The following is a 23,669-nucleotide window of genomic DNA, read 5'->3' as shown; positions in this document are numbered from 1 at the left end:
TTCGTCATCTCAGCGACACACCGCCAGCGCGTCCAGCGCCACCGCGCCCTGCCCCTGGGGCAGCACCATCAGCGGGTTGATGTCGAGTTCGGCGAGCTGGTCCCCGAGTTCCAGGGCCATGCGCTGGACGCGGAGGATCACCTCGACGAGGGCCTCGACATCGGCCGGCGGCCGCCCCCGGACCCCGTCCAGCAGGGCCCGCCCGCGCAGTTCGGCGAGCATGTCCCGGGCCTGCTCCTCGCCGAACGGCGGCACGCGTACGGCGGCGTCGTGCAGGACCTCGACCAGCACCCCGCCGAGTCCCACCGTCACGGTCGGGCCGAAGAGGTCGTCGTGCGTGACCCCGACGACCATCTCCACACCCCGCTCGACCATCTGGCACACCAGCACGCCGTCGAGGGTCACCCCCTCGTAGCGGGCGATGTCCGTCAACTCGCGGTAGGCATCCCGGACCTGGCTGGCGGAGGTCAGTCCGATCTTCACCAGGCCCAGCTCGGTCTTGTGCGCGATCTGCCCGCCGGACGCCTTCATCACCACCGGGTAGCCGACCAGCCCGGCCGCGCGCACGGCCGCCGCCGCGCTGGTCACCAGCTGCTCGCGCGGCACCCGTATGCCGTACGCGCGCAGCAGCTGCTTCGCCGCGTGCTCGCTCAGCTGCTGTCCCGGCCGCATCAGCGCGAGCGCCTTGCGGTAGGAGGGCGAGGGGGTGCGCGGGGCCTCGTCGAAGGGGGAGCGGTAGGTGCGGACGAAGCGGTGGTGGTCGAGGTAGGCGCGGACGGCGGTGAGGCAGTTGCCGACCGTGCGGAAGGTGGCCACCCGGGAGGAGCCGAGGAGGACCTCGCGGTAGGCGGCCTCCGTGCCGACCGGCGAGCCCCACACCACGCACACCAGCTTGTCGCTGGCCTCGGCCGCGTCGACCAGGTCCCGGACGAGCTTGTCGCTCAGCGGCGGGAAGGGGCCGGTGATCGGGCAGATCAGCACCCCGACCTCCGGGTCGGCGAGGATCGAGTCGATGATCTTCCGGCCGCGCCAGTCGCCCACCGGATGCCCGCCGTTGTCGACCGGGTTGGCCACGTTCAGGTACTCCGGTATCCACTGGTGCAGCTCGGCCTGCCGCGCCTGCGACAGCGTCGGCAGCCGGAGCCCCAGCCCGGAGGCCAGGTCGGCGACGTGCGCGCCCGTGCCGCCCGAGATCGAATAGACGACGACCCCGTCGGCGTGCGGCGCCCGTGCCCGGGCCAGCAGGGCGGCGGTGTCCTGGAGTTCGTCCAGGCCGTCGACGCGGATCACCCCGTACTGCCGTAGCGCCGCGTCGATCACGTCGTCCGCGCCGGTCAGCTTGCCGGTGTGGGAGGCGGCGGTGCGGGCGCCGGCCTCGGTGCGGCCGACCTTCACGGCGACCACCGGCACCCTGCGGCGGGCCGCGCGGTCGGCGGCGAGCAGGAAGGCCCGGCCGTCCTTGAGGCCCTCGACGTAGCAGGCGATGGCTCCGACCTCGGGGAGTTCGGCGAAGTAGGAGATGAAGTCGGCGGTCTCCAGATCGGCCTCGTTGCCGGTCGGGGCCCAGTGCGAGAGGCGGATGCCCAGCTCCTGGGCGGCGAAGACGGGCCGGCCCTGGTGGCCCGACTGGGTGATCAGGGCGATCGCCGGGCCGTCCAGGTCGTCGCGGAAGCGCTCGAAGGCGTTCAGGTTGGTGTTCGGGCCCAGCAGCCGGAGCCCGGAGCGCCGTACGGCGGCCGCGAGGCGGATCTGGGCGGCCGCGCCCTCCTCGCCGGTCTCCGCGAACCCGGAGGCGAAGGCGACCGCGAACTTCACCTTGGCCTCGGACAGTTCCTCGATCACCGGAAGGGGGTCGGCGACCAGGAGTACGGCGAGATCGACCTGCTCGGGCAGGCCGGCGACGGAAGGAACGCAGGGGATGCCGAAGACCGACGGCCGGGTCGGATGCACCGGGTGCACCCGGGCCCCGACCCGCCCGGCCCAGTCCAGCAGCTGCCGGGTGATACCGGTGTTGGGCCGGCCCTCGGTGTCCGAGGCGCCGATCACGGCGACGGACTCGGGCCGGAAGAACCTGTCCAGATCGGGTACGTCCGCGTACAGCGGCCGCCCGCTGACGTCCAGCTCGTCCTCCACGTCGGCCGCCCGGCCGTGGACGGTGGGTCCCGGACGCTGCTCACCGCAGGCGAGGACCCGGGCCCGGCGGGAGTCGGTGGTGAGGGTGCCGTGGGTTGATCCAAGCATCGTTCCGCCCGCTCCTGTGTGACAGCACAATTAACTGACGCAGTGTCAGATTACTGAACTGACACTGCGTCAGGAACTGGTCTGCACGCAAAGTTGAGGCCGAAAACGACCGGCACCCCGGCCGCGGGCGGCTCCCGCCCCTACCCGAGGGCCGCCAGCACCTCCTTCGCCACCCGCTCGCCCGACCGCACCGCCCCGTCCATGAAGCCCGTCCAGAAAGTGGAGGTCTCCGTACCGGCCCAGTGGATCCCGCCCGCCGGTTCGCGCAGCGCGGCACCGTACTCGGTCAGTACACCGGGCGGCGCGTAGGCCACCGGACCGCCGCGTGAGAAGCCTTCATTGTCCCAGCGCTGCAGCACGAAGGAGGTAGGTGATTTGGCCTTGCTGCCGAAGTAGTTGACGTAGTCGGCCAGCACGGCGGTCCTGACGTCGGCCTCGCTCGCCGCGTCGTACGCCCGCATCTCGTCGGCCTCGATGAAGCCCATCAGCGCCCCGTAGGAGGCGTCCGGCGGGGAGTTGTCGAAGGTCGAGCGGACCACGCCGGAGTCGCTGACGGCCTGCCCGTTGAGGCCGTCGGCCCGCCAGAAGGGGGTGTCGTAGACGGCGATGGCCTTGCCGATCGAGCCCATCGGCATCCGCTGGGTGAGCTGGTCGCGGGCGGCCGGCAGCAGCGGGTCGTAGCTGATGCGGGCGGCCAGCGGGGGCGGCAGGGCGACGACGACCCGGGTCGCGGTGACCGTGATGCCGTCCGCCGTGACGACGTAGGAACTGCCGGACTTGGTGATGGAGCGGACCGGGGCGCTCAGCACCACCCGGTCGCCGAGGGTCGCGGCGAGCTTGATCGGGACCTGCTGGGAGCCGCCGACGAAGCGGGACTCCTGGGCGCCGTTCGCGGTGTCGGTGAGGCGTTCCAGGGTGCCGGCGTTGGAGTCGTTGCCGGCGGCGGCGATGTAGTACAGGACGTAGAGAAGGGAGAGTTCGCGGGGCTGGGCCGAGAAGATCGACGTGCAGGCCAGGTCCAGGAGGAACTTGGCGGAGGGGACGATCGCGTTGGCGTTCAGCCAGCTCTCGAAGGTCTGCTTGTCCCACTCGGCGGCCTTGGCGGCGGTCCAGGGTGTGTCCACCGGCACGGTCGCGGCCATGCTGTCCAGCTCGGACTGCACGATCGCCGCGTTGGCGAGCCCGGCCGCGTCCACCGGCGGGACCGAGCCGAGCAGACCGCTGGTGTCGTACGGGGTGCGGGTGCCGTCCTTGTAGAGGAGGTTGTTGCCTGTGTTGTACGTGGTGAAGGTCGCCACGCCCAGGGAGTCGGCGAGGGCCTTGATGCGGTCCTGGGTGGGGCCGATGAACTCGCCGCCGCCCTCGGTGAAGCCTCCGTTGGCCAGCTTCAGGTTCACCACCCGGCCGCCGACCCGGTCCCGGGCCTCCAGGACGGCGACCGTCCTGCCGCCGGCCACCAGGTCGCGGGCCGCGGTGAGCCCGGCGATGCCACCGCCGACGATCGCGACGTCGACGGTCCGGGAGGCGGCCGAGGTCGCCGCCGCTGCCGTACCGGCGGAGACCGCGGTGAGGCCGGCGGCCCCGGCGGCGGCACCGCCGAGCAGGGAACGGCGGGAGAGGGACCTCGCGGGGGCGGGCCGGGGGGAGAGCTGTCTTTCACGTGCCACGTGCGTCCTCCGTGATGAGCGAGAGGGGTGGAGCCGGAAAGTTGAGCAGGGCTCACATTCTGGTCCCGCGCGCACGCAAGGGGCTACCGCCGGTAACAAACAGCTCCTGTCACATCAGTCACATGAGTAACGGCGCCCGTACGTAAGGAGGTTGAGGGTTCCTACGCCACCCGCTGCCGCTTGGCGGCTGCCTTCGCGGCTGTCCTCGCGACCGCCTTCGCGATCTTCTCCGCGTCGATCGCCATCTCGCGGAACATGCCGCTGATCGGGTTGGTGTAGCCGGTGAAGTAGAGGCCGGGGGCGTTCTTCGGGGTGCGGGGGCCGTGGGCGACCGGGCGGCCGCGGTCGTCGAGCACGTCGAGGTGGCCGACCAGGCCCTCCAGCGCGCGGACGTATCCGGTCGCGGCGATCACCGCGTCGGGGGAGACGCGGGTGCCGTCGGCGAGGGCGACCTTGCCGTCCTCGAAGCCGTCGACGGCGGCCACGATCTCGACCTTGCCCCGGCGCACCGCGTCGATGAGGCCGACGTCCAGGATCGGGATGGAGCCCTGCTTGACCCGGCTGTAGAGGCCGGAGTCGGGGCGGGGCAGACCCTGGGCGGCGAGGTCGGGCACGCTGACCTTGGCCATGGTCCGGGCGAGCCGGTCGACGAGGGCCGTCGGCAGGCGCCGTACCAGGATCGAGTTGTACTGGGCGGCCCAGCCCGCCGTGGAGCGGCGCACGAGGTGCGGGACCGTGCGGACGGCGAGCCGTACCCGCGAGGCGCCGCCCTCGACCAGGTCGACGGCTATCTCGGCGCCGGTGTTGCCGGTGCCGACGACGAGGACGTCCTGGCCGGCGAAGGGCTCGGCGTTGCGGTACTCCCCGGCGTGCAGGAACCGGCCGCCGTAGCCGTCCAGGCCGGGCCAGTCGGGGATGCGCGGGGTGTGGTTGAAGCCGGTGGCGACCACCACCGCGGAGCCGGTCAGCTCACGCCCGCCGGAGGCGTGCAGCAGCCAGCCGGCACCGTCGGGCGAGCGCTCCACGCGGGAGACCTCGACGCCGGTGACGATCTCCAGCTCGTGGTGCTCGGCGTACTTCTCCAGATAGCGCACCACGTCGTCGCGGGAGACCCAGCGGCCGAAGCGGCGCGGCATGGGCAGCCCGGGCAGGGCGGAGAGCCGGCGGGTGGTGTGGAGGTGGAGACGGTCGTAGTGGCGGCGCCAGGACGCGGCGACGTCGTCGGACTTCTCCAGGATCACGGCGCGGATGCCCCGGGCTCGCAGCGCGTACGCGGCAGCGAGCCCTCCGGGGCCGGCGCCGATGACGTAGACGGGCGAGACGGTAGGGGGGAACACGGCCATGAGCGGGAGCGTAATCACAGGTGACGTTGATGGGTCTCGGTCAAGACCGGAATTGGTTGCGAATTGATCACACCCGTAGGAGAAGTGGGTGGGATTTGTGGCGTAGCCCACCTCATCTGTGCTCATCCGTGAAAAAGAAAGGCCCGTGACGTCGGGCCCCGGTGCGCTGGGGCCCGACGTCACGGGTGGGCGGTGTCCTTGGACAGACGGGAAAGGACACCGCGTTCGGGGAGGCTATCGCGGCTTCGAGAGCGCCATCACGATTGTGAGAGCTTCTTACTTCCGCGGCGGCCTATTGGTTCCGCTTGCCCTTCTTGCCCTTGCCGGAGCCCGTCACCTTCGCGATCCAGGTGATGAAGTCACCCGGGTCGGTGTTGGCGCCGTGGCCCTGGTCCCAGTAGTAGAGGTGGTTCACGTCGTCGCCGAGGTTGTCCAGGCGGGCGGCCAGGTTCGCGGAGATGACGTGCGAGGTGTCGGAGTCGCTGGTGCCGAGGCGGATCCACCAGTGCTTGGAACGGCTGTCGTTGACCCTCTCCACCAGGTGGTACATCGGGTTCATCAGGCTGAGCTTCTCGGGGATGTCGGCGGCGACCCGCTTGGTGCTGAGGCCGGTGGAGTCATTCTTCGCGCCGTACGCCGTGAAGTGGCGGGTCTCGGTCGTACCCGCTCCGAATTCATTGTTCTCGCCGGCCGACAGGTCGAAGGCGTCGAAGGCCGGGGTGTCCTTCTTGCGGGCGCCCACGTGGGTGAGGAAGTCGTCCCAGGTGAAGGCGGCCTTGCCGCCGGACCAGGTGATGAAGGTGTTCGTCGAGAGGTACGTCTCGCGGTCCGAGTCCGACAGGTCCGTCAGGTACTTCGTGGCCGACGGCTGCAGATACTGCTCGACCAGGTAGTCGTCGTAGTTGCGGGCGTTCAGCGGACCGAAGCCGTTCAGGCCGCGCAGCTTGAGGCCCGCCTGGTACTCGGCGAACTGGGCCCTCAGCTCCTTGGAGACGGTCTGGTCGACCTGCTTGCCGGTGGAGAGGTCGTTGGCGCCCCAGTTCCACTCGTAGGCGCCGTCGGCGTGCTCCAGGTCGGTGATCGGGCACCAGGCGCCGACCGCGAAGATCGCGTCGGAGGCGTCGGCCGCGCCGAGCTCCTTCAGGTACTTGTCGTAGATCGGGCTGTCGCCGGACGCGCCGAGCAGCGAGGACAGGGCGCCGCCCGCGCTCGTACCGGCGGACACGATCCGCTCGACGTCACCGGGGATGACGCCCTTGTTCGCCTTGATGTAGCGGACGGCGGCCTTGAGGTCGACGATCGCGGCGGGGGCGGTGCCGTAGTACTCGCCGTCGGAGTTCTTGAGGGTACGGCCGCGGGCGCCGGGCTCGATCACGACGTACCCGGCGGCGAGCGCGAGGAGCTGGTTGCTGGAGGTGGCGCCGCCGGTGGCGTTGGTGTTGCCGTTGGCGCCCGGTGCCGCGCTGGTGGAGGAGCTGGGGGCCGCACCGCTGGGGGCCGCGCCGCCGCCCATGGCCGAACCGCCGCCGCCGACCTCGGTGGCGTCCGCCACGGAGGAGGGCATGTAGCCGCCGATGGAGTTGGCGAGCAGGATCGGGGCGTCCGTCGGGTCGACCGCCGTGCCGTCGATCTCCACCGGGGCGCTGACGATCAGGGACTGGTAGGTCTCGTCCACGGGGTTGGCGACATAGGTGATCGCCTTCCAGAAGTGGTAGGTCACCGAGTGCTCGGTGCCCTCCGTGTCCGTGATGGTCTTGGTCAGCTTCGTGTAGGCGTCCGGGTCGAACGCCAGGGAGTCCGAGGAGCCCGACGAGGAGGTGCCCGACGCCTGCGCGCTGAGCGCGATGCCGCCCACCGCCGCGACACCGGCCGTGGCGCCGATGCCCATGACGATCGTCCTGCGCTTCACTGCCGTGTGCTTCACCTTGCTGCCCCTCGTCTGCTGACTCCTTGGCCTTGCGGCTGCGAACGTATGCGAGTATCAACAAAATCGTCAACAATTCTACGGGATTCATGGGTGCCCCACAGCGGCATGGGGCATGCACAGCCCCTTCCCATCCGGTTCCCACCCGGCTCTGGGCTTTTCCCTCCATCTGACATAACGTCAGATTCATGGATGCGACGACCGCCGAGCGGCGCTTCGACCTCCCCGAGCCGGACGCCTTCACCCGCCCCTACTGGCAGGCGGCGGCCGAGGGACGGCTCCTGCTGCGCCGCTGCCGCTCCTGCGGCCGGGCCCACCACTACCCCCGGGAGTTCTGCCCGCACTGCTGGAGCGAGGACGTCATCTGGGAGCCCGCGACCGGCCGCGCGACGCTCTACACCTGGTCCGTCGTCCACCGCAACGACCTCCCGCCGTTCGGCGGCCGGGTCCCGTACGTCGCCGCCGTCGTCGACCTGGCCGAGGGCCCGCGCATGATGACCGAGCTGGTGGACGCACCCGAGCCGCGCGCCGGTCTGGACCTGACAGTCGCCTTCCGGGAGGGCGTGCCGGTGTTCCGCCCCGCGGCGGACTGAGGCGGGCTGGGCCACCACCCGGCGCAGGGCTTTCAATGGCCCCATGGCCCAGACCGACGAGCAGCCCTCCGCCCACCGCACCTCCGCCATCCCGTACGGTCGCGGTCACGACCTGCGGCTCGACCGCTGGGACCCGGACGCGCAGGCCCACGCCGAGGCCTGGCTGCGCGGCCGTACCGACCCGGACTTCCGCCGCTGGAACACCCCGCTCAAGCTGGAGACGGACCTCGCGGGCGCCCGCGCCGCCATGGTCAGGCAGCGGGAACAGGCCGCCGACGGCACCTGCGCGCCGTTCCGCATCACGGACGCGGAGAGCGGTACGACCCTCGGTCACATCGGTATCAACATGATCGACCGGGTGTCCCGGTCGGCCCGGGTCGGCTACTGGGTGCTGCCCGAGGCGCGCGGCCGCCGGGTCGCCACCCGCGCCCTGGTCCTGGCCGCCCGCTGGACCTTCACCGAGCTGGGCCTGCACCGCCTGGAGCTGGGACACGCCCTCGGCCACGAGGCGTCCTGCCGCATAGCGCAGACCTGCGGTTTCCCGTACGAGGGGACGCTGAGGGGCGCGATGTTCGAGGCGGGCCGGCAGGACGCGTTCCGGGACGTACACCTGCACGCCCGCCTCGCGACGGACCCCGGGACCGCCACAGCGCCCTAATTCGGGTGCGGGACAAGGCGATAGGACGCGACCATCGACCATGGCCCCCGAAAGACACGCATCCGGCTGGCACTTCACCTCGGATGTCGAGGAATTCCTCGCCCGTTCCCGGGACTTCCTTCACTCGCGTCCCGATCTGCACACCGTCCATCTGACGGTGACGGAGCAACTGCGCCGGAAGGGGCCGCGGGCCTACGGTGACCAGGCCCCGCTGCTCGGGCACCTGGTCCGGGCGGACGGTGGCGTGGGCGCCGCGCTGCTGCACACCCCGCCGTTCTCGCTGCGCACCACCCGGCTGACGGCCGCCGAGACCGAGACGCTGGTCTCCGACCTCCTCGACCTGGGCCACCCGGTGCCCGGCTTCTCCTCCGAGCGCGCCACGGCGGAGGCGTTCGTGGCGGTGTGGGAGCGGCGCACGGGGATGCCCGCGCGGCTCAGCGAGCGCCAACGGCTGTACCGGCTCGTCGAGTTGACCGACCCGTCGCCGATGCCCCAGGGGCGGGCGCGGGTCGCGGGTGAGGCGGACCGGGAGCTGCTGATCCGCTGGTACGACGGGTTCAACGCCGACGCGGGTGTGCACGCCGCCCAGGGCGGCGGGGACTGGGCCGACTTCCGGCTCTCGTACGGCGGCGTCACCCTCTGGGAGACCCCCGACGGCACCCCCGTCTCCATGGCGGGCGTCACCCCGACGGTCGCCGGCCAGGCCCGGATCGCGCCCGTCTACACCCCGCCGGACCTGCGCGGCCGCGGTTACGCCGGCGCGGTGACGGCGGAGGCCGGCCGGGCGGCGCTCGCCGGAGGGGTCGGCGAGCTCCTCCTCTTCACGGACCTCGCCAATCCGACGAGCAACGCCCTGTACCAGCGCATCGGCTACCGGGAGGTGGCGGACTGGGCGGTGTACGACTTCGGGGAGCGGACTTCCTGAGAGCCGCCGCTCAAGGCCACAGCAGCTCCTTCCGCCAGCTCCCGTCCGCCTCCCCGACGTACCGGAGCCGCACGTGCTGTCGTTCCGGGTCGCCCTGGAAGAACTCGATCTCCTCCGGGCGCAGCCGGTAGAGGGTCCAGGTCGGGGAGGGGGCGGCCGGGTCGGCGCGGGCCCGTTCCCAGGCCGCCCGGGACGCCTTCCGCAACTCCTCCAGCGAGGGCAGGACCCCGCTCTGCAGGCCCGTGAGCGCGGCCGCCAGGGCGCCTGTCGAGCGGGCGTGCAGGTCTGCCTGGCTCTCCTGGGAGGGGGCCGCGGTGACCGGGCCCCGGAGCCGGACCTGGCGGCCCAGCACCGGCCAGTAGAAGGCCAGCGCCGCGTACGGGTGGGCGCTCAGCTCGTGCCCCTTCCGGCTGGTCACATGCGTGCCGAAGGCCCAGCCGGCCGCGTCCGCGCCGTGCAGCATCACGATCCGTACGTCTGCCCGGCCCTCCTCGTCCGTCGTCGCCAGCGACATGGTGTGCGGCTCCGGCTGCCCCGCCGTCACCGCCTCCGCGAACCACGTGCTGAAGAGGGGAAGCGGGGCCGCGGGCGCCTGCGCCGGGTCGAAGGGCCGTAGCTCCGTCGTCCCGGGGTCCCAGACCCGGAGCTGCCTGAGGAGTGCGTGGAGATCCGTTGCTGCCATGGGGTGAGTATCACGCGGACGGCCGCGCGACACCGGTAGGACGGGGCAGGGGGCGCCGCCGCCGCGACCGAGCGTTCCGGCACGCTGTCTCCCCGAGTTTTTGCCGAACCTCTAACGCCCCGGTGCTCCCCTGCGGCACCGGGGCAGTGCCAACAGTGCGACGCTGGGGAGCTGTTCGGGGAGGACCGAACATGTCGGCGGCTGACCGAACGTGCCAATCGCCGGACAGGCGCTGTGAGGTGGCCGCTGTGTACTCGCTCGCCCTGCCGAAGATGGTGCTCGCGCGTGCGGCACACGGTCTGCGGGACGCGCGCCGGCTGGCGTTGGAGGCGCGGATTCCGGACTGGGCGGTGGACGACGGTCCCGGCACCGTCACCACCGTCTCCAACGAGTGCTTTCTGCGGACTCTGGAACTGGCCGAGCATCACAACGCCGACCCGGACACCGTGATGCGCATCGGCAGCACCTTCCGGCAGGGCCAACTCGGCGTCTACGACTACCTGTTCAGTTCGGGGCCGACCCTCGCCGAGGGGCTCGCGACCACCGTCAGGTACCAGAACCTGATCACCGGCGCCGGGAAGTACGTCCCGCTGGGCGGCGCCGAACCGGACGTCCGCGTCGGCATCTTCCTGTCCGAGGAGGAGGGGCGGGGCAAGGAACTGGCCGTGCAGATAGGGATCGCGGACGTGCTCGGCCGGGCCCGCTGGGCGACCGGACGGCGGGTGGACGCCGTCGAGGTGACCCTGCGGCAGCCGCCCCCGCGCCGCTCCGTCGGGCTCGCCCGGGCCCTCGGCACCACCCGCGTCACCTTCGGCGCCGACGTCGACAGCGTCCGGCTGCGCGCCGCCGACCTACGGCTGCCGCTGCGCACCGCCGACCCGGCGCTCGCCGCGCTCATGACCCGCTACGCCGACTCCCTGCCGCGTATCGCACCCCGGCCCACCACCTGGCCCGACCGGGTACGGCAGACCCTCGCCGTCGCCCTCGCCGAGAACGACGCCTCCCTGGACGCCGTCGCCCGCCGCCTGCTCACCAGCTCCCGCACGCTGCAACGCCGGCTCGCGGAAGCCGGCACCACCTGGCGGCAGGAGCTCGACCGCGCCCGGCAGGAACTCCTCGCCGCCCGGCCCCGCACCCCCGCCGCCCGCCTCGGCTACTCCGACGCCCGCGCACTGCGCCGCGCCCGCCGCAGATGGACGGCGAAGTAACGCAAACCACTGCGAACACGTGTGCGTTGCCCCCACACTGTCCGGGTCGAACGACGCGGAGGGAACATGAACGCGCAGAGGACCGTGAAAGTGGCCGTCCGCCACATACTCAGCGACGTGGTCAAGGGCGGGGTCGTCACGCCCAGAACCCGTACCGTCACCTGGGCCTCCGGCCAGTTCCAGCTGGTACGGCCCGCCGAGGGACGGCACAGCGTCGAACTGGAGTGCCCCGTCTGTACGGCGTCCATCCTCGCCGAGGTCAGCGACCACGCGCGGACCCGGCGCGTGCGGACCGTCTGGGCCACCGTGTCGGCGATCTCCCTCGTCGTCTTCGTCGTCGCCCTCGGCTACGTCATCGAGGAGGGCGGCAAGACCCTGCCCGAGGGGCAGTCCCTGCCGGTCCTCTTCCCGATCAGCGTGATCGCCGCCTTCGTCGGCTTCGTGATGGCGCCCACGGCGTTCACGGTGAGCCGCGGCCACATCGGCGTCACCATGCTCGACGCCCCCAAGCCCCGCCGCGGCCACCGGATCGTGCCGGTACGCGGTTAGCTCCGGGTCAGTGCCGGGCGAACTGCAGTCCCGTCTGCTGGACCGTGTCCGGGCGTACGGCCAGGGCGGGCACCGTGAGCTGTTCGCCGTAGATGTCGGTGAGGCGGATCTCGCTTCCGCAGCCGGTGCCCTGCTCGGAGAGGAAGTAGTTGTAGTCGGTGCGGGTCAGCGCCAGCCAGCCGCCGCCGGTGCGGACCTCCAGGCGGGCCAGCGGGTTGCGGTGGCCGATCGCCTGGATGCCGCACCAGTACTGGGTGGAGCCGGTCTTGTAGCGGATGGCGACGGTGTCGGAGGTGGCCGGGCTGACGAGGCCCCAGGTGATCGGGATCCGGCCCGCGGAGAGCGGCGCCAGCTTCGCGAACGCCTGTCGGCTGAGGTCGAGTTGGCCGACCGCGCAGGGTGCCGGGCACTCGTTGGTGATCCGTACGGTGATGGACTTGCCGCCCGCGCGGACGGAGATGTACGCCCCGCACGCCTTCGCCGTCTCGTAGTCCGCGGTGTTCATCGCCGCGGTCATCACGTCGGCGGTCGGGCCGAACGAGCAGGCGCCGTCGCCGTTGCCGACGTCGTAGGAGGTGGCGACCCCGTCGTACGTCGCCCCGGGGCGGATCCGGCCGGCCGCGGGGGCCGTGGTGGACGAGGTGCCGGCGGCGCCGCTCACCGCACGCCGGGCCGGGGCGGCGGACGCGGACCCGGTCGCGGTCGCGGTCGCCGAAGCGGACGCCGAGGGGGTGCCCCGCCTGCTCGCCGTGGGGCTCGGCGACGCCGACGACGGCTTCGGCGCGGCGGAGGAGGCCGTCTCCGTGGGCGTCGCGCTCGGTGCGGCTGCGGAGGCGGCGACCGCCCGGTCCTGGCCGGTGCCGGACGAGTCGCCGGGGCGGAAGGCCACGAGCAGGGTCGCGACCAGGGCGACGGCGGCCACGGCGGCGACCGCGAGCAACGGCCCGCGCACCGGGCGCCATTCGAAGTGCTGGTCCGGTTCCTGCGGGCGACGGCGATGTGAGGAGGAGGCCACGGAGGGATCCTTACGCGGTTCGGCGGTGCACGTCCTTCGAACGTCGAAGCTTCCGGTACGACAGTGGCCGCCGCGGCCCGAAAGGTTGCCGCCGTTCCGGAAAAGGTTGCCCGCGCCCCCGGTTCAGCCCCGCCCCAGCACCACCGTCCCCGAGGAGCAGAACCAGCCCCCCGTCCCGGACGCCACCCCCAGCTCCGGCAGCCCCCCGCCGGCCCGCCGCACCTGCCGGTCGCCGCCCTCGCCGCGCAGCTGCCGTACCGCCTCCACCAGCAGGAACAGGCCCCGCATCCCCGGGTGTTGGGCCGAAAGCCCGCCCCCGTCCGTGTTCACCGGCAGTTCCCCGCCCGCGACCCGCAACCGGCCCTTCTCCACGAACGCCCCGCCCTCGCCCTTCGCGCAGAAGCCCAGGTCCTCCAGAGTGACGAGGGTCATATAGGTGAACGCGTCGTAGATCTCCGCGAAGTCGATGTCGGAGGCGCTGACCCCCGCCCGCCGGAACGCCAGCCGTCCGCTCACCGCCGCCGGGGACACCGTGAAGTCCGCCCACTCCGACATCGTCGCGTGGGACACGCACTCGCCCGTCCCGAGGACCCACACCGGAGCCGTACGGCAGTCGCGGACGTACTCCTCGGCCGCCAGCAGCACCGCCGCGCCGCCGTCCGAGCGGATGCAGCAGTGCAGCTTGGTGAAGGGGTCGGCGATCATCGGGCCCGACAGGACCTCGTCGACGGTGATCGGGGTGCGGAACATCGCGTCCGGGTTCAGCGCCGCGTTCGCCCGCGCCTGGACCGCCACCTCCGCCAACTGCTCGATGGTCGTACCGTGTTCGATCATGTGGCGGCGGGCCGCCATCGCGTACTTGGCGATGAGGGTGTGGCCGTAGGGGACCTCGAACTGGAGCGGTCCCCGGGAGCCGAAGGACAGGTCGCCGGTCCGCCGCCCCGCCCTGATGTCGGCGCGGGCCGTCGACCCGTACACCAGCAGGACGGCGTTCGCACGGCCCGCGGCTATCGCGTCCGCCGCGTGCGCCGCCATGACCTCCCAGGTCGAGCCCCCGACGGAGGTGGAGTCGACCCAGGTGGGGCGCAGGCCCAGGTACTCGGCCACCTCCACCGGGGCCAGCGTGCCGAGCCCCGCCGAGGCGAAGCCGTCCACCACCTCCCGGCCGAGGCCCGCGTCGGCCAGCGCGCGGCGGGCCGCCTGGGCGTGCAGGGCGTAGGGGGTGGCCTCGTCCACCCGGCCGCAGTCGGACAGGGCCACGCCGACCACGGCGACCTTGCGGGGTCCAGTCATGAATCTGACGGTACATCAGATCTGTTCGGATCGGCCCGGCTCCGGCCCTGTGCATCCGCATCCCGCGCCCTTAATATGACGGACCGTCAGATCGTCAGGAGGTCCGGTCATGGACGCCCGCTTCACCGACGAGCAGGACGAGATCCGGCGCGCCCTGCGTGAACTGCTCCACAAACGCTGCGGTACGGAGGACGTACGGGCCGCCGTCGCCAGGGCGGAGGGCCATGACCCCGGCCTGTGGACCGCCCTGAGCGAACAACTCGGCCTGCCCGGGCTCGCGCTCCCCGAGACGTACGGCGGTGTCGGCTGCGGCGGCACCGAAGTCGCCCTGGCCGCCGAGGAGCTGGGGCGCGCCCTCGCCCCCTCCCCGTTCCTCGCCACCGCCGTTCTCGCCGCCCCGCTGCTCCTCGCCCTCGGCTCCGACGCCCAGCGCGCCGAGCTGCTCCCGAGGATCGCCGGCGGCGGCCTGACCGCGGCCCTCGCCGTCCCCGGCACCCGGCTCGGCACCGCCCTCGCCCTCACCGACTCCCGGAGCGGCGACTGGGCCGGCGGCGGGCGGGCCGGCGGGGTCCAGGCCAGGCACAGGAACAGCGGATGGCGGCTGTACGGGGAGGTCGACCAGGTCCTCGACGGGCACAGCGCCGGACTGCTGCTCGTCCCGGCCCACGCAGGGGGGTACGCCCGCTCGCGCGTCCTCCTCTTCCTGGTGGCGGGCGACGCGGACGGGGTCGTACGGACGCGGCGGACCGCCCTCGACGCCACGCGCAGCCAGGCCCGGGTGCAACTGCGGGACGTGCCCGCCGAGTTGCTCGGCACGGACGAGGACACCGACATCCGGCCCGCCCTCGCCTCCCTGGGCGACCCGGTGGCCGCCGTGCTCGCGGGCGAGGCAGTGGGAGCCGCCGACCGGGCGCTGGAACGGACCGTGGAGTACGTGAAGCAGCGCGAGCAGTTCGGGCGGGCGATCGGCTCCTTCCAGGCCGTCAAGCACCGGCTGGCCGATGTGTATGTGGCGGTGCGGGCGGCCGGGTCGGCCGCCTACTACGCGGCCTGGGCGACGGCGCACGGGGAGCGGGTGGGCGGGCTGGCGCTCGCGCAGGCGCTGGAGGCCCTGCGGATCGCCGCCGGGGAGGGGATCCAGCTGCACGGCGGGATCGGCTTCACCTGGGAGCACGAGGCGCATCTGTACTTCAAGCGCGCGGCCGGGGACGAGCTGCTCTTCGGGCCCGTGCACCGGCTGCGCGGCCACGCGGCCGCCTCGGCGGGACTGTTCGAGCGAGGGGAGGTGGCGGTGTGATCGGCGAGCGGCTGGTGCAGAAGGTGGCGGGCACCCGCGGGTTCCTGAAGGTCGCCCCGCACGTGGTCCCGGCCCTGGACCGGGCCGTGCACCGGCTCAGCCGGGGCAGGGTGCTGCTCAGCGCCCAGATGCTGCCGGGGGTGATCCTGACGTCCACCGGGGCGCGCAGCGGGCGGCCCCGCCGTACGCCGCTCGCGTGCATGCCCGACGGCGACGACGGCTGGTTCCTCGTCGGGTCCAACTACGGCCGGGCCGACCACCCCGCCTGGACCTACAACCTCCTCAGGCATCCGGACGCCGAGATCAGCTGGAAGGGGCGGGACGTCCCGGTCACCGCCCGGCTGCTGGCGGGGGAGGAGCGGGCGGCCGTCTGGCGGGAGCTGCTGGTGTTCTGGCCGCCGTACGCGACGTACCAGGAGCGGGTGGCGAGGGAACTGCGGGTCTTCCGGCTCGACCGGCGCTGACTACAGCGCGTGCTGGCGCGGGCAGGGCCGTCCGCTGCCGCGAGCCCGCCACCAGTATCGCGAGGCCCGCGACCGCCAGAGCGCCGTGTGCAGCGCGTACCGTTCCTCGGCAGTGGGCGGGAGTGAGCCCGCGTACCGGCACGCCCCGAACGGTCTTGAGCGCACTGGTCCCCGGCGTACTCGTCCCCGAGGCGGCGACACGCATCGCGTGCGTGGTCCGATCCCGGGAGGCCGGTTCCCTCACGACCTGGCCATATGGGTACGGCCAGAGGCGACGGGGAGGCCCTGAACCATCTCGCTGGTGGAGCAGGGGCCCCGCACGCTGGCGCCACACCCGGCGTCCCAGATCGCACCCACCACGCTAGCGTGGCCGCCGCACGGCACCGCAAGCCCAGGAGCCTACGATCACACGATCGAGTTAACCGAGCTCGCGCACACTTTCCATCGGGCCGTTCCAGGCCCGCCCCCGCACGCGTGACCGGGCGGCCGCGCACCCCGGCGGCGATCACATACGCCCAGTCGGCGCCCGGTACGCACACCAGCAGCAGGTCGACGGCGAGGAAGGAAATCAGGGGTCCGGTGTCCATGCGGGGGACATTAGGCGCTTATGGCCCGAAAGTGTTGTCGAAATTTGCCCCTGAGCGGCGGTTTCGGGGGAAGATCTGCCCCATGGACGACGTGGACCGGAAAATCCTTGCCGAGCTGCAGCAGGACGGGCGGCTGACCGTGACCGAGCTGGCCGGGCGGGTGCGGCTGAGTGTCTCGCCGTGCCACCGCCGGCTGCGCGAGCTGGAGCGCTCGGGCGCGATCAGCGGGTACCGGGCGGTGGTGGACCCGGCCGCCGTGGGCCTGACCTTCGAGGCGCTGGTCTTCGTGTCCATGCGGCAGGAGGACCGGGACACGGTCGCCGACTTCGAGCGCGCGCTCGCGGAGATCCCCCATGTGCTGGACGCGCAGCGGCTGTTCGGCGAGCCCGACTACCTGCTGCGGGTGGCCACCGCCGACCTCGCCGCCTTCCAGCGGCTGTACGACGAACGGCTCGCGAGCCTGCCGGGGGTGCAGCGCCTCACCTCGACGCTGGTGATGAAACACGTGGTGCGGGACCGGCCGTTGCCGGCATAGCGCAACAGGCGGCGGCCCACTTCGGGTGAACCGCCGCCTGCCAGACAGGACCCAGGGTGCGTTACTTCGTGGGTTTCTTCCCGGTCACGCCCAGGTGCACCAACAGCGCGAGGTTCGGCTTGAGTTCGGCCTGCTTCACGCCCCAGGTCTGGAAGCCCTTCTGGTGCGCGGCGACGGCCGCGAGCATCGCGACCAGCGAACCGGCCACGGCCGCCGGGTTCACGTCCTTGTCGATCTTGCCCTTGGACTGCAACTCCGCGATGGAATCGGTCAGGGAGTTGTTCACCGAGTTCAGGATCTTCATACGGATCTTGTAGAAGCGTTTGTCGCCCTCGGCCGCGCCCAGGTCGACCACGCGCAGAATCGCGTCGTTCCTGCGCCAGAACTCCAGGAATCCGTCCACGAGTTCCTGCGCGGTCGCCCAGCCGGCCTTGCCGACCCAGGAGCGTCCCGCGACCAGTTCCGTCAACTGGCCGCCCTCGGTGGCCATGTGCTCGGCGATCTCCAGGACGGCACCCTCGACGTCCGGGAAGTACTGGTAGAAGGTCGCGGGTGAAGTCCCCGCTTTCCGGGCGACATCGATGACCTTGACGTCCCGGTAAGGGGAGGAGCTGAGCATCTCGCTGAGGCAGTCGAGCAGCTTCTGCCGGGTCGCCTGCCCACGCCGGCCGGCCACGCGGCCGTCGACGGTACGCACTTGTCCTGTCATGCCGTCAGCTTACCGAGGGGTGATCGGAGCGCGATTCGGCCGACTGCAAATGGGGTGCACGGGTGTACGGGGGCTGGTGCGGCTGGTCTGCGGGGTGCGGGCCGGGCGGTTACTTTGACGACATGGCCGAAAACAGGGCATCCGAATACACAGAGGGCGTCCCGTGCTGGGTGGACGTGCAGCTTCCCGACGTCGAGGCGGGGAAGCGGTTCTACGGTGGGCTCTTCGGGTGGACCTTCGAGGACGCCGGCGGGGATGCCGTGTGGGCCCGTCTCGCCGGTGCGGACGTCGCCCGGCTGGCACGGAAGCGGGACGGCCGGCTGCCCACGGTCTGGACGGTGTACTTCGCGGCCCCGGACGCCCGCGAACTCGCCCGGCGCATCCTCGCGGCGGGCGGGCAGGTGGTGAGCGACCCCGCGCCCGTCCGCGACCTCGGCACCGCCGCCCTCGTCACCGACCCGCAGGGCGCGGTCTTCGGCCTCTGGCAGGCCGCCGCCCACCCGGGCTTCGGCCTGCGGCACGCCCCCGGCAGCTTCGCCTGGGCTCAGCTCTACACCAGCGACACCGACGCGGCCAACGCCTTCTACGGCCACCTCTTCGCCGACGCCCTCTTCGGCACCGACGCCGACCCGGACTTCGGCCGGGCCCCGGTGACCGAGGTGTTCGCGGCCGGGATGCCGTCCCAGTTCGTCGTCCACTTCCGCACCGGGGACGTGGAGGCCGCGGTCGGGGCCGTGCAGCGGCTCGGTGGCCGGGTGCAGGCGCCGCCCTTCGAGACGTCGTACGGAAAAGTGGCCGTCGTGACCGACAATCAAGGGGCGTCCTTCGCGCTGCTGCAACGCTGAGGCCAGAAAAATCCGGCGCTCAGTGGATAAATGTCTCACTTTGTCATGTGACACCCCGATTGGTCACCGGGTTCGCAACCTGTGCCCGGGCCAGGAAGAATCAGGGTGCGTACCGCCACGGCGGTGCGGTGGTGAGACGCTGCACGGGGTCGCGTACATATGTGGGTGGACGGGGCCCGTACGGGGAGGTGGCAGGCAAGTGGTGGATCAGCTGACGCAGCACGATCCGCGGCGGATCGGGCCGTTCGAGGTGCTGGGACGGCTGGGGGCCGGCGGCATGGGGCTGGTCTATCTCGCGCGCTCGGCGTCCGGCCGGCGCGTGGCGATCAAGACGGTCCGGACCGAGCTCGCCGAGGACCAGCTGTTCCGGGTCCGCTTCACCCGTGAGGTGGAGGCGGCCCGGGCGGTCTCCGGCTTCTACACGGCGGCCGTCGTCGACGCCGACCCGCGTGCCGCCGTGCCGTGGCTCGCGACCGCGTACGTGCCCGCGCCGTCCCTCGAAGAGATAGTGAACGACTGCGGGCCGATGCCGGCCCAGGCGGTGCGCTGGCTCGCCGCGGGCGTCGCCGAGGCGCTCCAGTCGATCCACGGCGCCGGGCTGGTCCACCGTGACCTCAAGCCGTCGAACGTCCTCGTCGTGGAGGACGGCCCCAGAGTGATCGACTTCGGTATCGCCTCGGGTGTGTCGAACACCCGTCTGACGATGACGAACGTGGCGGTGGGCACCCCCGCGTACATGTCCCCGGAGCAGGCCAAGGACTCCCGCAGCGTCACCGGCGCCAGCGACGTCTTCTCCCTCGGCTCCATGCTCGTCTTCGCCGCCACCGGCCACCCGCCCTTCCACGGCGCCAACCCGGTCGAGACCGTCTTCATGCTGCTGCGCGAGGGCCCGGACCTGGAGGGCCTGCCCGACGAGCTGCGCCCGCTCATCGAGTCCTGTATGCAGATGGAGGCCGCCGGCCGCCCCAACCCGGCCGACCTCCAGGCCCAGCTCGCGCCCCACCTCTTCGGTTCCGGCTCCGACGACAGCGGTACGGCCTCCGCCTGGCTGCCCGAGAAGGCGGTCGCGCTGATCGAGTCCCGCCGCGGCGGCCGGCCGGCCGTGAAACCCTCCGCCAGCCCGTCCGGCGCCCGCAGCGGCGGCCGCCCGATGCTTCCGCCGCCGCCCTCCTACGACCCCGCGGTCCCCGCCCCGGTCCCGGTCGGCGCCCCCGACATCGGCCCGGTGCGCCTCGCCGGCGCCCAGGTGCCGATCGGTCCCGGCCTGCGCGTCTCCGACACCCGCGCCGCCGCCGTCAAGGCGCCCCCGCCCGAGGCCGGGCTGGCCGCCAGCTGGTCCCGCCCGCACCCCGGCGTCAACGGCGCCGACCCCGCCGTACCGCCGGTGCCCGCGCTGCCGCCGGAGACCGCGTCCGGCTGGCGCCCCTGGCGGTTCCGGATGTCCAACGACGTCTGGGGCACCCCGTCCGTCGACGGCGACCTCGTCTACGTCACCTCCTTCGAGGTGCACGCCCTCGACGTCGCCACCGGCCGCCGCCGCTTCAAGACCCGCGACGTCGCCTGGTCCATGGCGGTCGCCGACGGCCGTATCCACGCCTCCGACGGCCCCACCCTGTTCGCCCTGGAGGCCCGCGAGGGCGGCGACCTGTGGCGGCTGTCCACCGACGCGTGGGTCTACTCCCTCAAGGCCGACCGCGGCACCCTCGTCACCGGCACCCGGGGCGGCGGCGCCCAGGCCTGGGAGGCGTCCAACGGGCAGAAGCTGTGGGAGATCAGCGGCTGCCAGACCGACTTCGAGGCCCCCGAGTCCGGGCCCTCGCTGCACGAGGGCACGGTGTACGTCTGGCAGGACGCGAGGCTGCGCGCGCTGGACGCCCGTACCGGCGACGAACGCTGGTCGTACCCCATCGGCGACGCGGCCTCCTGCGGGGGCGTCCCGGTCCGCCTCACCCACGCCGACGACGGCTTCGTGTACGCCTGCGCGGGCACCCGCGTCATCGCCCTCGACACCGCGACGGGACGCGTGCGCTGGCACTTCGAGGCGCCGGCGGTGTTCCTCTCCCCGCCGACCTTCGTGCCCGGCCCCGCGGTCACGGGCGGGGGGATCTATCTGGCCGACTACCTCGGCACGGTCTACGCCCTCGACGCCACCGACGGCCGCGACCGCTGGCGCATCGCGACGGAGGCCCGCGCGTCGACCGAGCCGGTGCTCGTCGCCGCGGGGCATGTCCATGTGGGGAGCGGCAAGGGCCTCTACACCCTGGACGCGGTCACCGGGACGCCCAAGTGGCGCTTCCAGGCGGGCGGCGACGTGGTGGGGGCGCCGACGGTGGCCGAGGGCCGTATCCACTTCGGCTCCACCGACCACCTGCTGTACACGCTGAAGGCCGACGACGGCCGGCTGCGGTGGAAGCTGGCGACGGGCGGGGAGATCACCGGGTCGCCGGTGGTGCGGGACGGGGTCGTGTACGCGTGCAGCAAGGACCGGTGCGTGTACGCGCTGGACGCGGAGAAGGGGACCGGGACGGCGCGCACGGCGTGAGTGCCGGGACCGGTTGACGGGCGGCTGCGGGTGCGTTGTGGCTGGTCGCGCAGTTCCCCGCGCCCCTTCAGGGGCGCGGGGAACTGCGCGAGCAACCCCCACTCACCCGCGGTCGAACTGCGTCGGCGCCCCCGGGACGGCCGTCGTACCAGTTGGTCGCACGGAAGGGCTGTGCACGGCGGCCGTCGCTTGAACGGTACGCCCGGGTGCCCCGGCCCGCCACGCGGTGCGTCAGCGGATGCGGGGCGGGGTCCTGGGCCGGTCGTGGAAGAGGCCGCTCTGCTGGTCACCGGGCAGGTTGCCCAGGGCGATCAGATGCGGGGCCTGGGCGAACCCCCGGTCCCGCGCGGCCTCCTTCGCCGCCCACAGCGCCCGTACGCTCCCCTGCACCCCCTCGGTCGGATACCCGGCGATCACGGTCGCGCAGCGCACCGCAGCCGCCAACGCCCCTCCGCCGGCCGTCACTTCAGACACCAGTCCCACCTCGTACGCCCTGCGCGCCCCCATCCGCTCCGCGTTGCCCATCAGCACCGTCCGGGCCACCTCCCCGTACGGCATCCGCTGCGCCAGCAGCACGGACTCGTACGCGCTGACCATGCCGTAGGAGGTGTGCGGGTCGAAGAACGTGGCGGTCTCGTCGGCGATGACGAAGTCCGCCTCCCCGAGGAGGTAGAAGGCACCCCCGCAGGCCATCCCGGCCACCGCGGCGATCACCGGCTTCCACAGGTCGTTCGTCTTCGGGCCGATCGCGATCAGCGGGTCGTCCTGGCTGTACGGCGAGGACGGCTGCGGCACCACGGCGTCCCGGTCGAGGCCGGTGCTGAAGGCGCGTCCCCCGGCCCCCGTGAGGACGACCGCCCGCACCGCGTCGTCGAAGCGCAACGCCCGCCAGGTGGCGGCGAGTTCGGCCGCCGTCCCGACGTCGACGGCGTTGAGCCGCTCGGGCCGGTCGAGGGTGACGACGGCGACCCCCGTCTCCTTGTCCACGTCCAGGCGCAGGCTCACGGCCGCTCCAGGACCCACTGCGGAAGCCCGTCCGCGAAGACGGCCTGGACCCGCGCCCCGATCCGGATCCGCTCGGGGGCCACCGAGTCGAGAGCCGCCCCGGCCGCGCCGACCACGTTGCCGACCAGCCGTATCCGGGGCGCGTCGTCGAGTTCCACCACGACGACGTTGTACGGCGCCTGGGCCGCGTACTCGGGGAGCAGGGGCGGGTGCGGGACGACGTAGGACCAGACGCGGCCGCGCCCGTTCGTCGGCCGCCACTCGCTCGCGAAGGACCGGCAGTGCGGGCAGCAGGGGCGGGGCGGGAAGCGGGGTTCGTGGCAGTCGGCGCAGGCCTGGACGCGGAGTTCGCCGCGTGCCGCGTACTCCCAGAAGGGGGCGCCGTCGGTGTCGGTGGCCGGTCGCAGCATCTCAGCTCCGGTTCGTGAGGAGGAGGGCCGAGGTCGGGACGCCCTCACCGGCGGTGACCAGGCAGGTGGCGGCACCGGGGACCTGGGCGGTACTGGTGCCGCGCAGCTGCTTGACGCCCTCGGTGATGAGGTTGAACCCGTGCACGTAGGCCTCGGAGAGCCCGCCGCCCCCCGTGTTGACGGGCAGCCGCCCGCCGATCTCCAGGGCGCCCCCCTCCGTGAACGCCCCGCCCTCGCCCCGCCCGCAGAAGCCGTAGCCCTCCAGGGAGAGCGGTACGAGGGCCGTGAAGGCGTCGTAGATCTGGGCGACGTCGACGTCCTCCGGGGTGATGTCGGCGTGCTTCCAGAGGTGGCGGGCGGCGGTCCAGGCGGGGCCGGTGAGGGGGTCGTCGTTCCAGTAGTTGACCATGCCGTGGTGCTGGGCGGGGAGGCCCTGGGCGGCGGAGTGGACGTAGACGGGGGCCTTGGCGCAGTCCCGGGCCCGCTCCCGGGAGACGACCACGCAGGCCAGCGCCCCGTCCGTCTCCAGGCAGTTGTCGAAGAGGCAGAGGGGCTCGCTGATCCACCGGGAGGTCATGTACATCTCGCGGGTGAGGGGGCGGTCGTACATCACGGCGGCCGGGTTCTGGTTGGCGCGGTTGCGGCAGGCGAGGGCGACGTTGAAGAGGTGGTCGCGGGTCGCGCCGTACTCGTGCATGTAGCGGCGGGTGAGCATGGCGATCTCGTCGGCGGGCCGGAGCAGGCCGAAGGGGCGGGTCCACTGGGCGGGGGTGGGGAGCTGGACGGTGGTGTTGGTCCAGGGGCGGGGTCCGGACCCGCGCTTGCGCGACCGCCAGGCGACGCCGACCGTGGCCTGGCCGGAGGCGATGGCCGCGGCGAGGTGCGCGACGGTCGCACAGGAGCCGCCGCCCCCGTACCCCACCTTGCTGAAGAAGGTCAGGTCGCCGAATCCGACCGCCTTGGCCAGCTCCACCTCGTCGGTCTCCTCCATGGTGAAGGAGGCGAGCGCGTCGACCTCGCCGGGGGCGATACCGGCGTCGTCGAGGGCGGCGAGGACGGCACGGCAGGCAAGGGTCTTCTCGTCCTCGTCGAGCCGTCTGGCGAAGGGCGTCTGCCCGATCCCGACGACGGCGGTGGCGTCCTTGATGCCTCTGGGACCGGCCATGAGCCCGCACCT

Annotated in this window: 21 protein-coding genes and 1 pseudogene; 10 read left to right on the top strand and 12 right to left on the bottom strand. The window is 72.6% G+C overall.

What is annotated here, in order from left to right; all coding sequences use genetic code 11:
- Nucleotides 1-9 precede the first annotated feature (9 nt).
- The 4 genes from AB0D85_RS25325 to AB0D85_RS25310 form a co-directional block, all read right to left on the bottom strand.
- A complete protein-coding gene (locus AB0D85_RS25325) occupies nt 10-2,241 on the bottom strand; it encodes an acetate--CoA ligase family protein (protein ID WP_362324255.1) in 2,232 nt (743 codons plus the stop codon).
- A 140-nt stretch (nt 2,242-2,381) separates the two neighbouring features.
- Nucleotides 2,382-3,908 carry an FAD-dependent oxidoreductase gene (locus AB0D85_RS25320; protein ID WP_362324252.1) on the bottom strand — a complete coding sequence of 509 codons (1,527 nt, stop codon included), beginning with the start codon at nt 3,906-3,908 and terminating at the stop codon, nt 2,382-2,384.
- A gap of 161 nt (nt 3,909-4,069) precedes the next feature.
- On the bottom strand, nt 4,070-5,251 hold the full coding sequence (locus tag AB0D85_RS25315) for an NAD(P)/FAD-dependent oxidoreductase (protein WP_362324249.1): 1,182 nt from the start codon (nt 5,249-5,251) through the stop codon (nt 4,070-4,072).
- A 292-nt stretch (nt 5,252-5,543) separates the two neighbouring features.
- Nucleotides 5,544-7,139, bottom strand: coding sequence for a subtype B tannase (locus AB0D85_RS25310; protein ID WP_362325033.1), 1,596 nt, complete (start codon nt 7,137-7,139; stop codon nt 5,544-5,546).
- Between the two features lie 224 nt (nt 7,140-7,363).
- Between AB0D85_RS25310 and AB0D85_RS25305 the strand changes: the two genes are divergently transcribed.
- From AB0D85_RS25305 to AB0D85_RS25295, 3 genes are read left to right on the top strand one after another with little or no spacing between them, the layout of a single operon-like run.
- Nucleotides 7,364-7,768 carry an OB-fold domain-containing protein gene (locus tag AB0D85_RS25305; RefSeq protein ID WP_362324246.1) on the top strand — a complete coding sequence of 135 codons (405 nt, stop codon included), beginning with the start codon at nt 7,364-7,366 and terminating at the stop codon, nt 7,766-7,768.
- Nucleotides 7,769-7,811: 43 nt separating this feature from the next.
- Nucleotides 7,812-8,426 carry a GNAT family N-acetyltransferase gene (locus AB0D85_RS25300; RefSeq protein WP_362324243.1) on the top strand — a complete coding sequence of 205 codons (615 nt, stop codon included), beginning with the start codon at nt 7,812-7,814 and terminating at the stop codon, nt 8,424-8,426.
- 40 nt (nt 8,427-8,466) lie between these two features.
- Complete coding sequence (locus tag AB0D85_RS25295) at nt 8,467-9,351, top strand: GNAT family N-acetyltransferase (protein WP_362324240.1); 885 nt, start codon at nt 8,467-8,469, stop codon at nt 9,349-9,351.
- Between the two features lie 10 nt (nt 9,352-9,361).
- Here the strand turns inward: AB0D85_RS25295 and AB0D85_RS25290 are convergent, their stop codons facing one another.
- The gene (locus AB0D85_RS25290) at nt 9,362-10,033 is read right to left on the bottom strand and encodes a pyridoxal 5'-phosphate synthase (protein ID WP_362324233.1); all 672 of its coding nucleotides are present in this window, start codon (nt 10,031-10,033) and stop codon (nt 9,362-9,364) included.
- A gap of 239 nt (nt 10,034-10,272) precedes the next feature.
- Here AB0D85_RS25290 and AB0D85_RS25285 point away from each other — a divergent pair, with 239 nt between their 5' ends.
- On the top strand, nt 10,273-11,241 hold the full coding sequence (locus AB0D85_RS25285; protein WP_362324230.1) for an AraC family transcriptional regulator ligand-binding domain-containing protein: 969 nt from the start codon (nt 10,273-10,275) through the stop codon (nt 11,239-11,241).
- Nucleotides 11,242-11,307: 66 nt separating this feature from the next.
- Nucleotides 11,308-11,790, top strand: coding sequence for a hypothetical protein (locus AB0D85_RS25280; protein ID WP_362324227.1), 483 nt, complete (start codon nt 11,308-11,310; stop codon nt 11,788-11,790).
- 7 nt (nt 11,791-11,797) lie between these two features.
- On the opposite strand, the gene AB0D85_RS25275 is transcribed toward AB0D85_RS25280, so the two are convergent.
- Both AB0D85_RS25275 and AB0D85_RS25270 read right to left on the bottom strand, forming a co-directional pair.
- Complete coding sequence (locus tag AB0D85_RS25275; RefSeq protein ID WP_362324225.1) at nt 11,798-12,805, bottom strand: expansin EXLX1 family cellulose-binding protein; 1,008 nt, start codon at nt 12,803-12,805, stop codon at nt 11,798-11,800.
- 123 nt (nt 12,806-12,928) lie between these two features.
- Nucleotides 12,929-14,098 (bottom strand): acetyl-CoA acetyltransferase, encoded by a 1,170-nt coding sequence (locus AB0D85_RS25270; RefSeq protein WP_362324223.1) that lies wholly within the window; start codon nt 14,096-14,098, stop codon nt 12,929-12,931.
- A gap of 109 nt (nt 14,099-14,207) precedes the next feature.
- Here AB0D85_RS25270 and AB0D85_RS25265 point away from each other — a divergent pair, with 109 nt between their 5' ends.
- Both AB0D85_RS25265 and AB0D85_RS25260 read left to right on the top strand, forming a co-directional pair.
- Nucleotides 14,208-15,395: an acyl-CoA dehydrogenase family protein gene (locus AB0D85_RS25265; protein ID WP_362324221.1), complete on the top strand. Its 1,188-nt coding sequence runs from the start codon at nt 14,208-14,210 to the stop codon at nt 15,393-15,395.
- On the top strand, nt 15,392-15,859 hold the full coding sequence (locus tag AB0D85_RS25260; protein ID WP_362324219.1) for a nitroreductase family deazaflavin-dependent oxidoreductase: 468 nt from the start codon (nt 15,392-15,394) through the stop codon (nt 15,857-15,859). The genes AB0D85_RS25265 and AB0D85_RS25260 overlap by 4 nt, the downstream gene beginning before the upstream one ends.
- Before the next feature lie 473 nt (nt 15,860-16,332).
- Here AB0D85_RS25260 and AB0D85_RS25255 read toward each other — a convergent pair.
- Nucleotides 16,333-16,446 (bottom strand): annotated as a pseudogene (locus tag AB0D85_RS25255) (LysE family translocator); the annotation flags it as partial.
- Nucleotides 16,447-16,528: 82 nt separating this feature from the next.
- On the opposite strand from AB0D85_RS25255, the gene AB0D85_RS25250 reads away from it, so the two are divergent.
- Nucleotides 16,529-16,981 (top strand): Lrp/AsnC family transcriptional regulator, encoded by a 453-nt coding sequence (locus AB0D85_RS25250; protein ID WP_362324217.1) that lies wholly within the window; start codon nt 16,529-16,531, stop codon nt 16,979-16,981.
- A 61-nt stretch (nt 16,982-17,042) separates the two neighbouring features.
- Here the strand turns inward: AB0D85_RS25250 and AB0D85_RS25245 are convergent, their stop codons facing one another.
- Nucleotides 17,043-17,690 carry a TetR family transcriptional regulator gene (locus AB0D85_RS25245; protein WP_362324215.1) on the bottom strand — a complete coding sequence of 216 codons (648 nt, stop codon included), beginning with the start codon at nt 17,688-17,690 and terminating at the stop codon, nt 17,043-17,045.
- 122 nt (nt 17,691-17,812) lie between these two features.
- Here AB0D85_RS25245 and AB0D85_RS25240 point away from each other — a divergent pair, with 122 nt between their 5' ends.
- Entirely contained in the window at nt 17,813-18,535 is a 723-nt protein-coding gene (locus AB0D85_RS25240) for a VOC family protein (RefSeq protein WP_362324212.1), read from the top strand.
- A gap of 199 nt (nt 18,536-18,734) precedes the next feature.
- Nucleotides 18,735-21,077 (top strand): PQQ-binding-like beta-propeller repeat protein, encoded by a 2,343-nt coding sequence (locus tag AB0D85_RS25235; RefSeq protein ID WP_362324209.1) that lies wholly within the window; start codon nt 18,735-18,737, stop codon nt 21,075-21,077.
- 231 nt (nt 21,078-21,308) lie between these two features.
- Here AB0D85_RS25235 and AB0D85_RS25230 read toward each other — a convergent pair whose 3' ends face one another.
- From AB0D85_RS25230 to AB0D85_RS25220, 3 genes are read right to left on the bottom strand one after another with little or no spacing between them, the layout of a single operon-like run.
- Nucleotides 21,309-22,082 carry an enoyl-CoA hydratase/isomerase family protein gene (locus AB0D85_RS25230; RefSeq protein WP_362324206.1) on the bottom strand — a complete coding sequence of 258 codons (774 nt, stop codon included), beginning with the start codon at nt 22,080-22,082 and terminating at the stop codon, nt 21,309-21,311.
- The gene (locus AB0D85_RS25225) at nt 22,079-22,492 is read right to left on the bottom strand and encodes an OB-fold domain-containing protein (protein ID WP_362324203.1); all 414 of its coding nucleotides are present in this window, start codon (nt 22,490-22,492) and stop codon (nt 22,079-22,081) included. Before AB0D85_RS25225 ends, AB0D85_RS25230 begins: the two co-directional genes overlap by 4 nt.
- Nucleotide 22,493: 1 nt before the next feature.
- Nucleotides 22,494-23,657 (bottom strand): lipid-transfer protein, encoded by a 1,164-nt coding sequence (locus AB0D85_RS25220; RefSeq protein ID WP_362324201.1) that lies wholly within the window; start codon nt 23,655-23,657, stop codon nt 22,494-22,496.
- Nucleotides 23,658-23,669: the final 12 nt, after the last annotated feature.

It is taken from the genome of Streptomyces sp. NPDC048277, assembly GCF_040652235.1.
In the GTDB taxonomy this organism is placed as follows: Bacteria; Actinomycetota; Actinomycetes; order Streptomycetales; family Streptomycetaceae; genus Streptomyces.
This window is presented reverse-complemented; position numbering and strand designations above follow the sequence as displayed.

Bases quoted from the DNA above. Each gene is read 5' to 3' on its own strand.
- AB0D85_RS25225 (WP_362324203.1), bottom strand. From the start codon at position 22,492: ATGCTGCGACCGGCCACCGACACCGACGGCGCCCCCTTCTGGGAGTAC.
- AB0D85_RS25305 (WP_362324246.1), top strand. From the start codon at position 7,364: ATGGATGCGACGACCGCCGAGCGGCGCTTCGACCTCCCCGAGCCGGAC.
- AB0D85_RS25240 (WP_362324212.1), top strand. From the start codon at position 17,813: ATGGCCGAAAACAGGGCATCCGAATACACAGAGGGCGTCCCGTGCTGG.
- AB0D85_RS25290 (WP_362324233.1), bottom strand. From the start codon at position 10,033: ATGGCAGCAACGGATCTCCACGCACTCCTCAGGCAGCTCCGGGTCTGG.
- AB0D85_RS25295 (WP_362324240.1), top strand. From the start codon at position 8,467: ATGGCCCCCGAAAGACACGCATCCGGCTGGCACTTCACCTCGGATGTC.
- AB0D85_RS25245 (WP_362324215.1), bottom strand. From the start codon at position 17,690: ATGACAGGACAAGTGCGTACCGTCGACGGCCGCGTGGCCGGCCGGCGT.
- AB0D85_RS25270 (WP_362324223.1), bottom strand. From the start codon at position 14,098: ATGACTGGACCCCGCAAGGTCGCCGTGGTCGGCGTGGCCCTGTCCGAC.
- AB0D85_RS25310 (WP_362325033.1), bottom strand. From the start codon at position 7,139: ATGGGCATCGGCGCCACGGCCGGTGTCGCGGCGGTGGGCGGCATCGCG.
- AB0D85_RS25325 (WP_362324255.1), bottom strand. From the start codon at position 2,241: ATGCTTGGATCAACCCACGGCACCCTCACCACCGACTCCCGCCGGGCC.
- AB0D85_RS25265 (WP_362324221.1), top strand. From the start codon at position 14,208: ATGGACGCCCGCTTCACCGACGAGCAGGACGAGATCCGGCGCGCCCTG.
- AB0D85_RS25315 (WP_362324249.1), bottom strand. From the start codon at position 5,251: ATGGCCGTGTTCCCCCCTACCGTCTCGCCCGTCTACGTCATCGGCGCC.
- AB0D85_RS25300 (WP_362324243.1), top strand. From the start codon at position 7,812: ATGGCCCAGACCGACGAGCAGCCCTCCGCCCACCGCACCTCCGCCATC.
- AB0D85_RS25220 (WP_362324201.1), bottom strand. From the start codon at position 23,657: ATGGCCGGTCCCAGAGGCATCAAGGACGCCACCGCCGTCGTCGGGATC.
- AB0D85_RS25250 (WP_362324217.1), top strand. From the start codon at position 16,529: ATGGACGACGTGGACCGGAAAATCCTTGCCGAGCTGCAGCAGGACGGG.
- AB0D85_RS25280 (WP_362324227.1), top strand. From the start codon at position 11,308: ATGAACGCGCAGAGGACCGTGAAAGTGGCCGTCCGCCACATACTCAGC.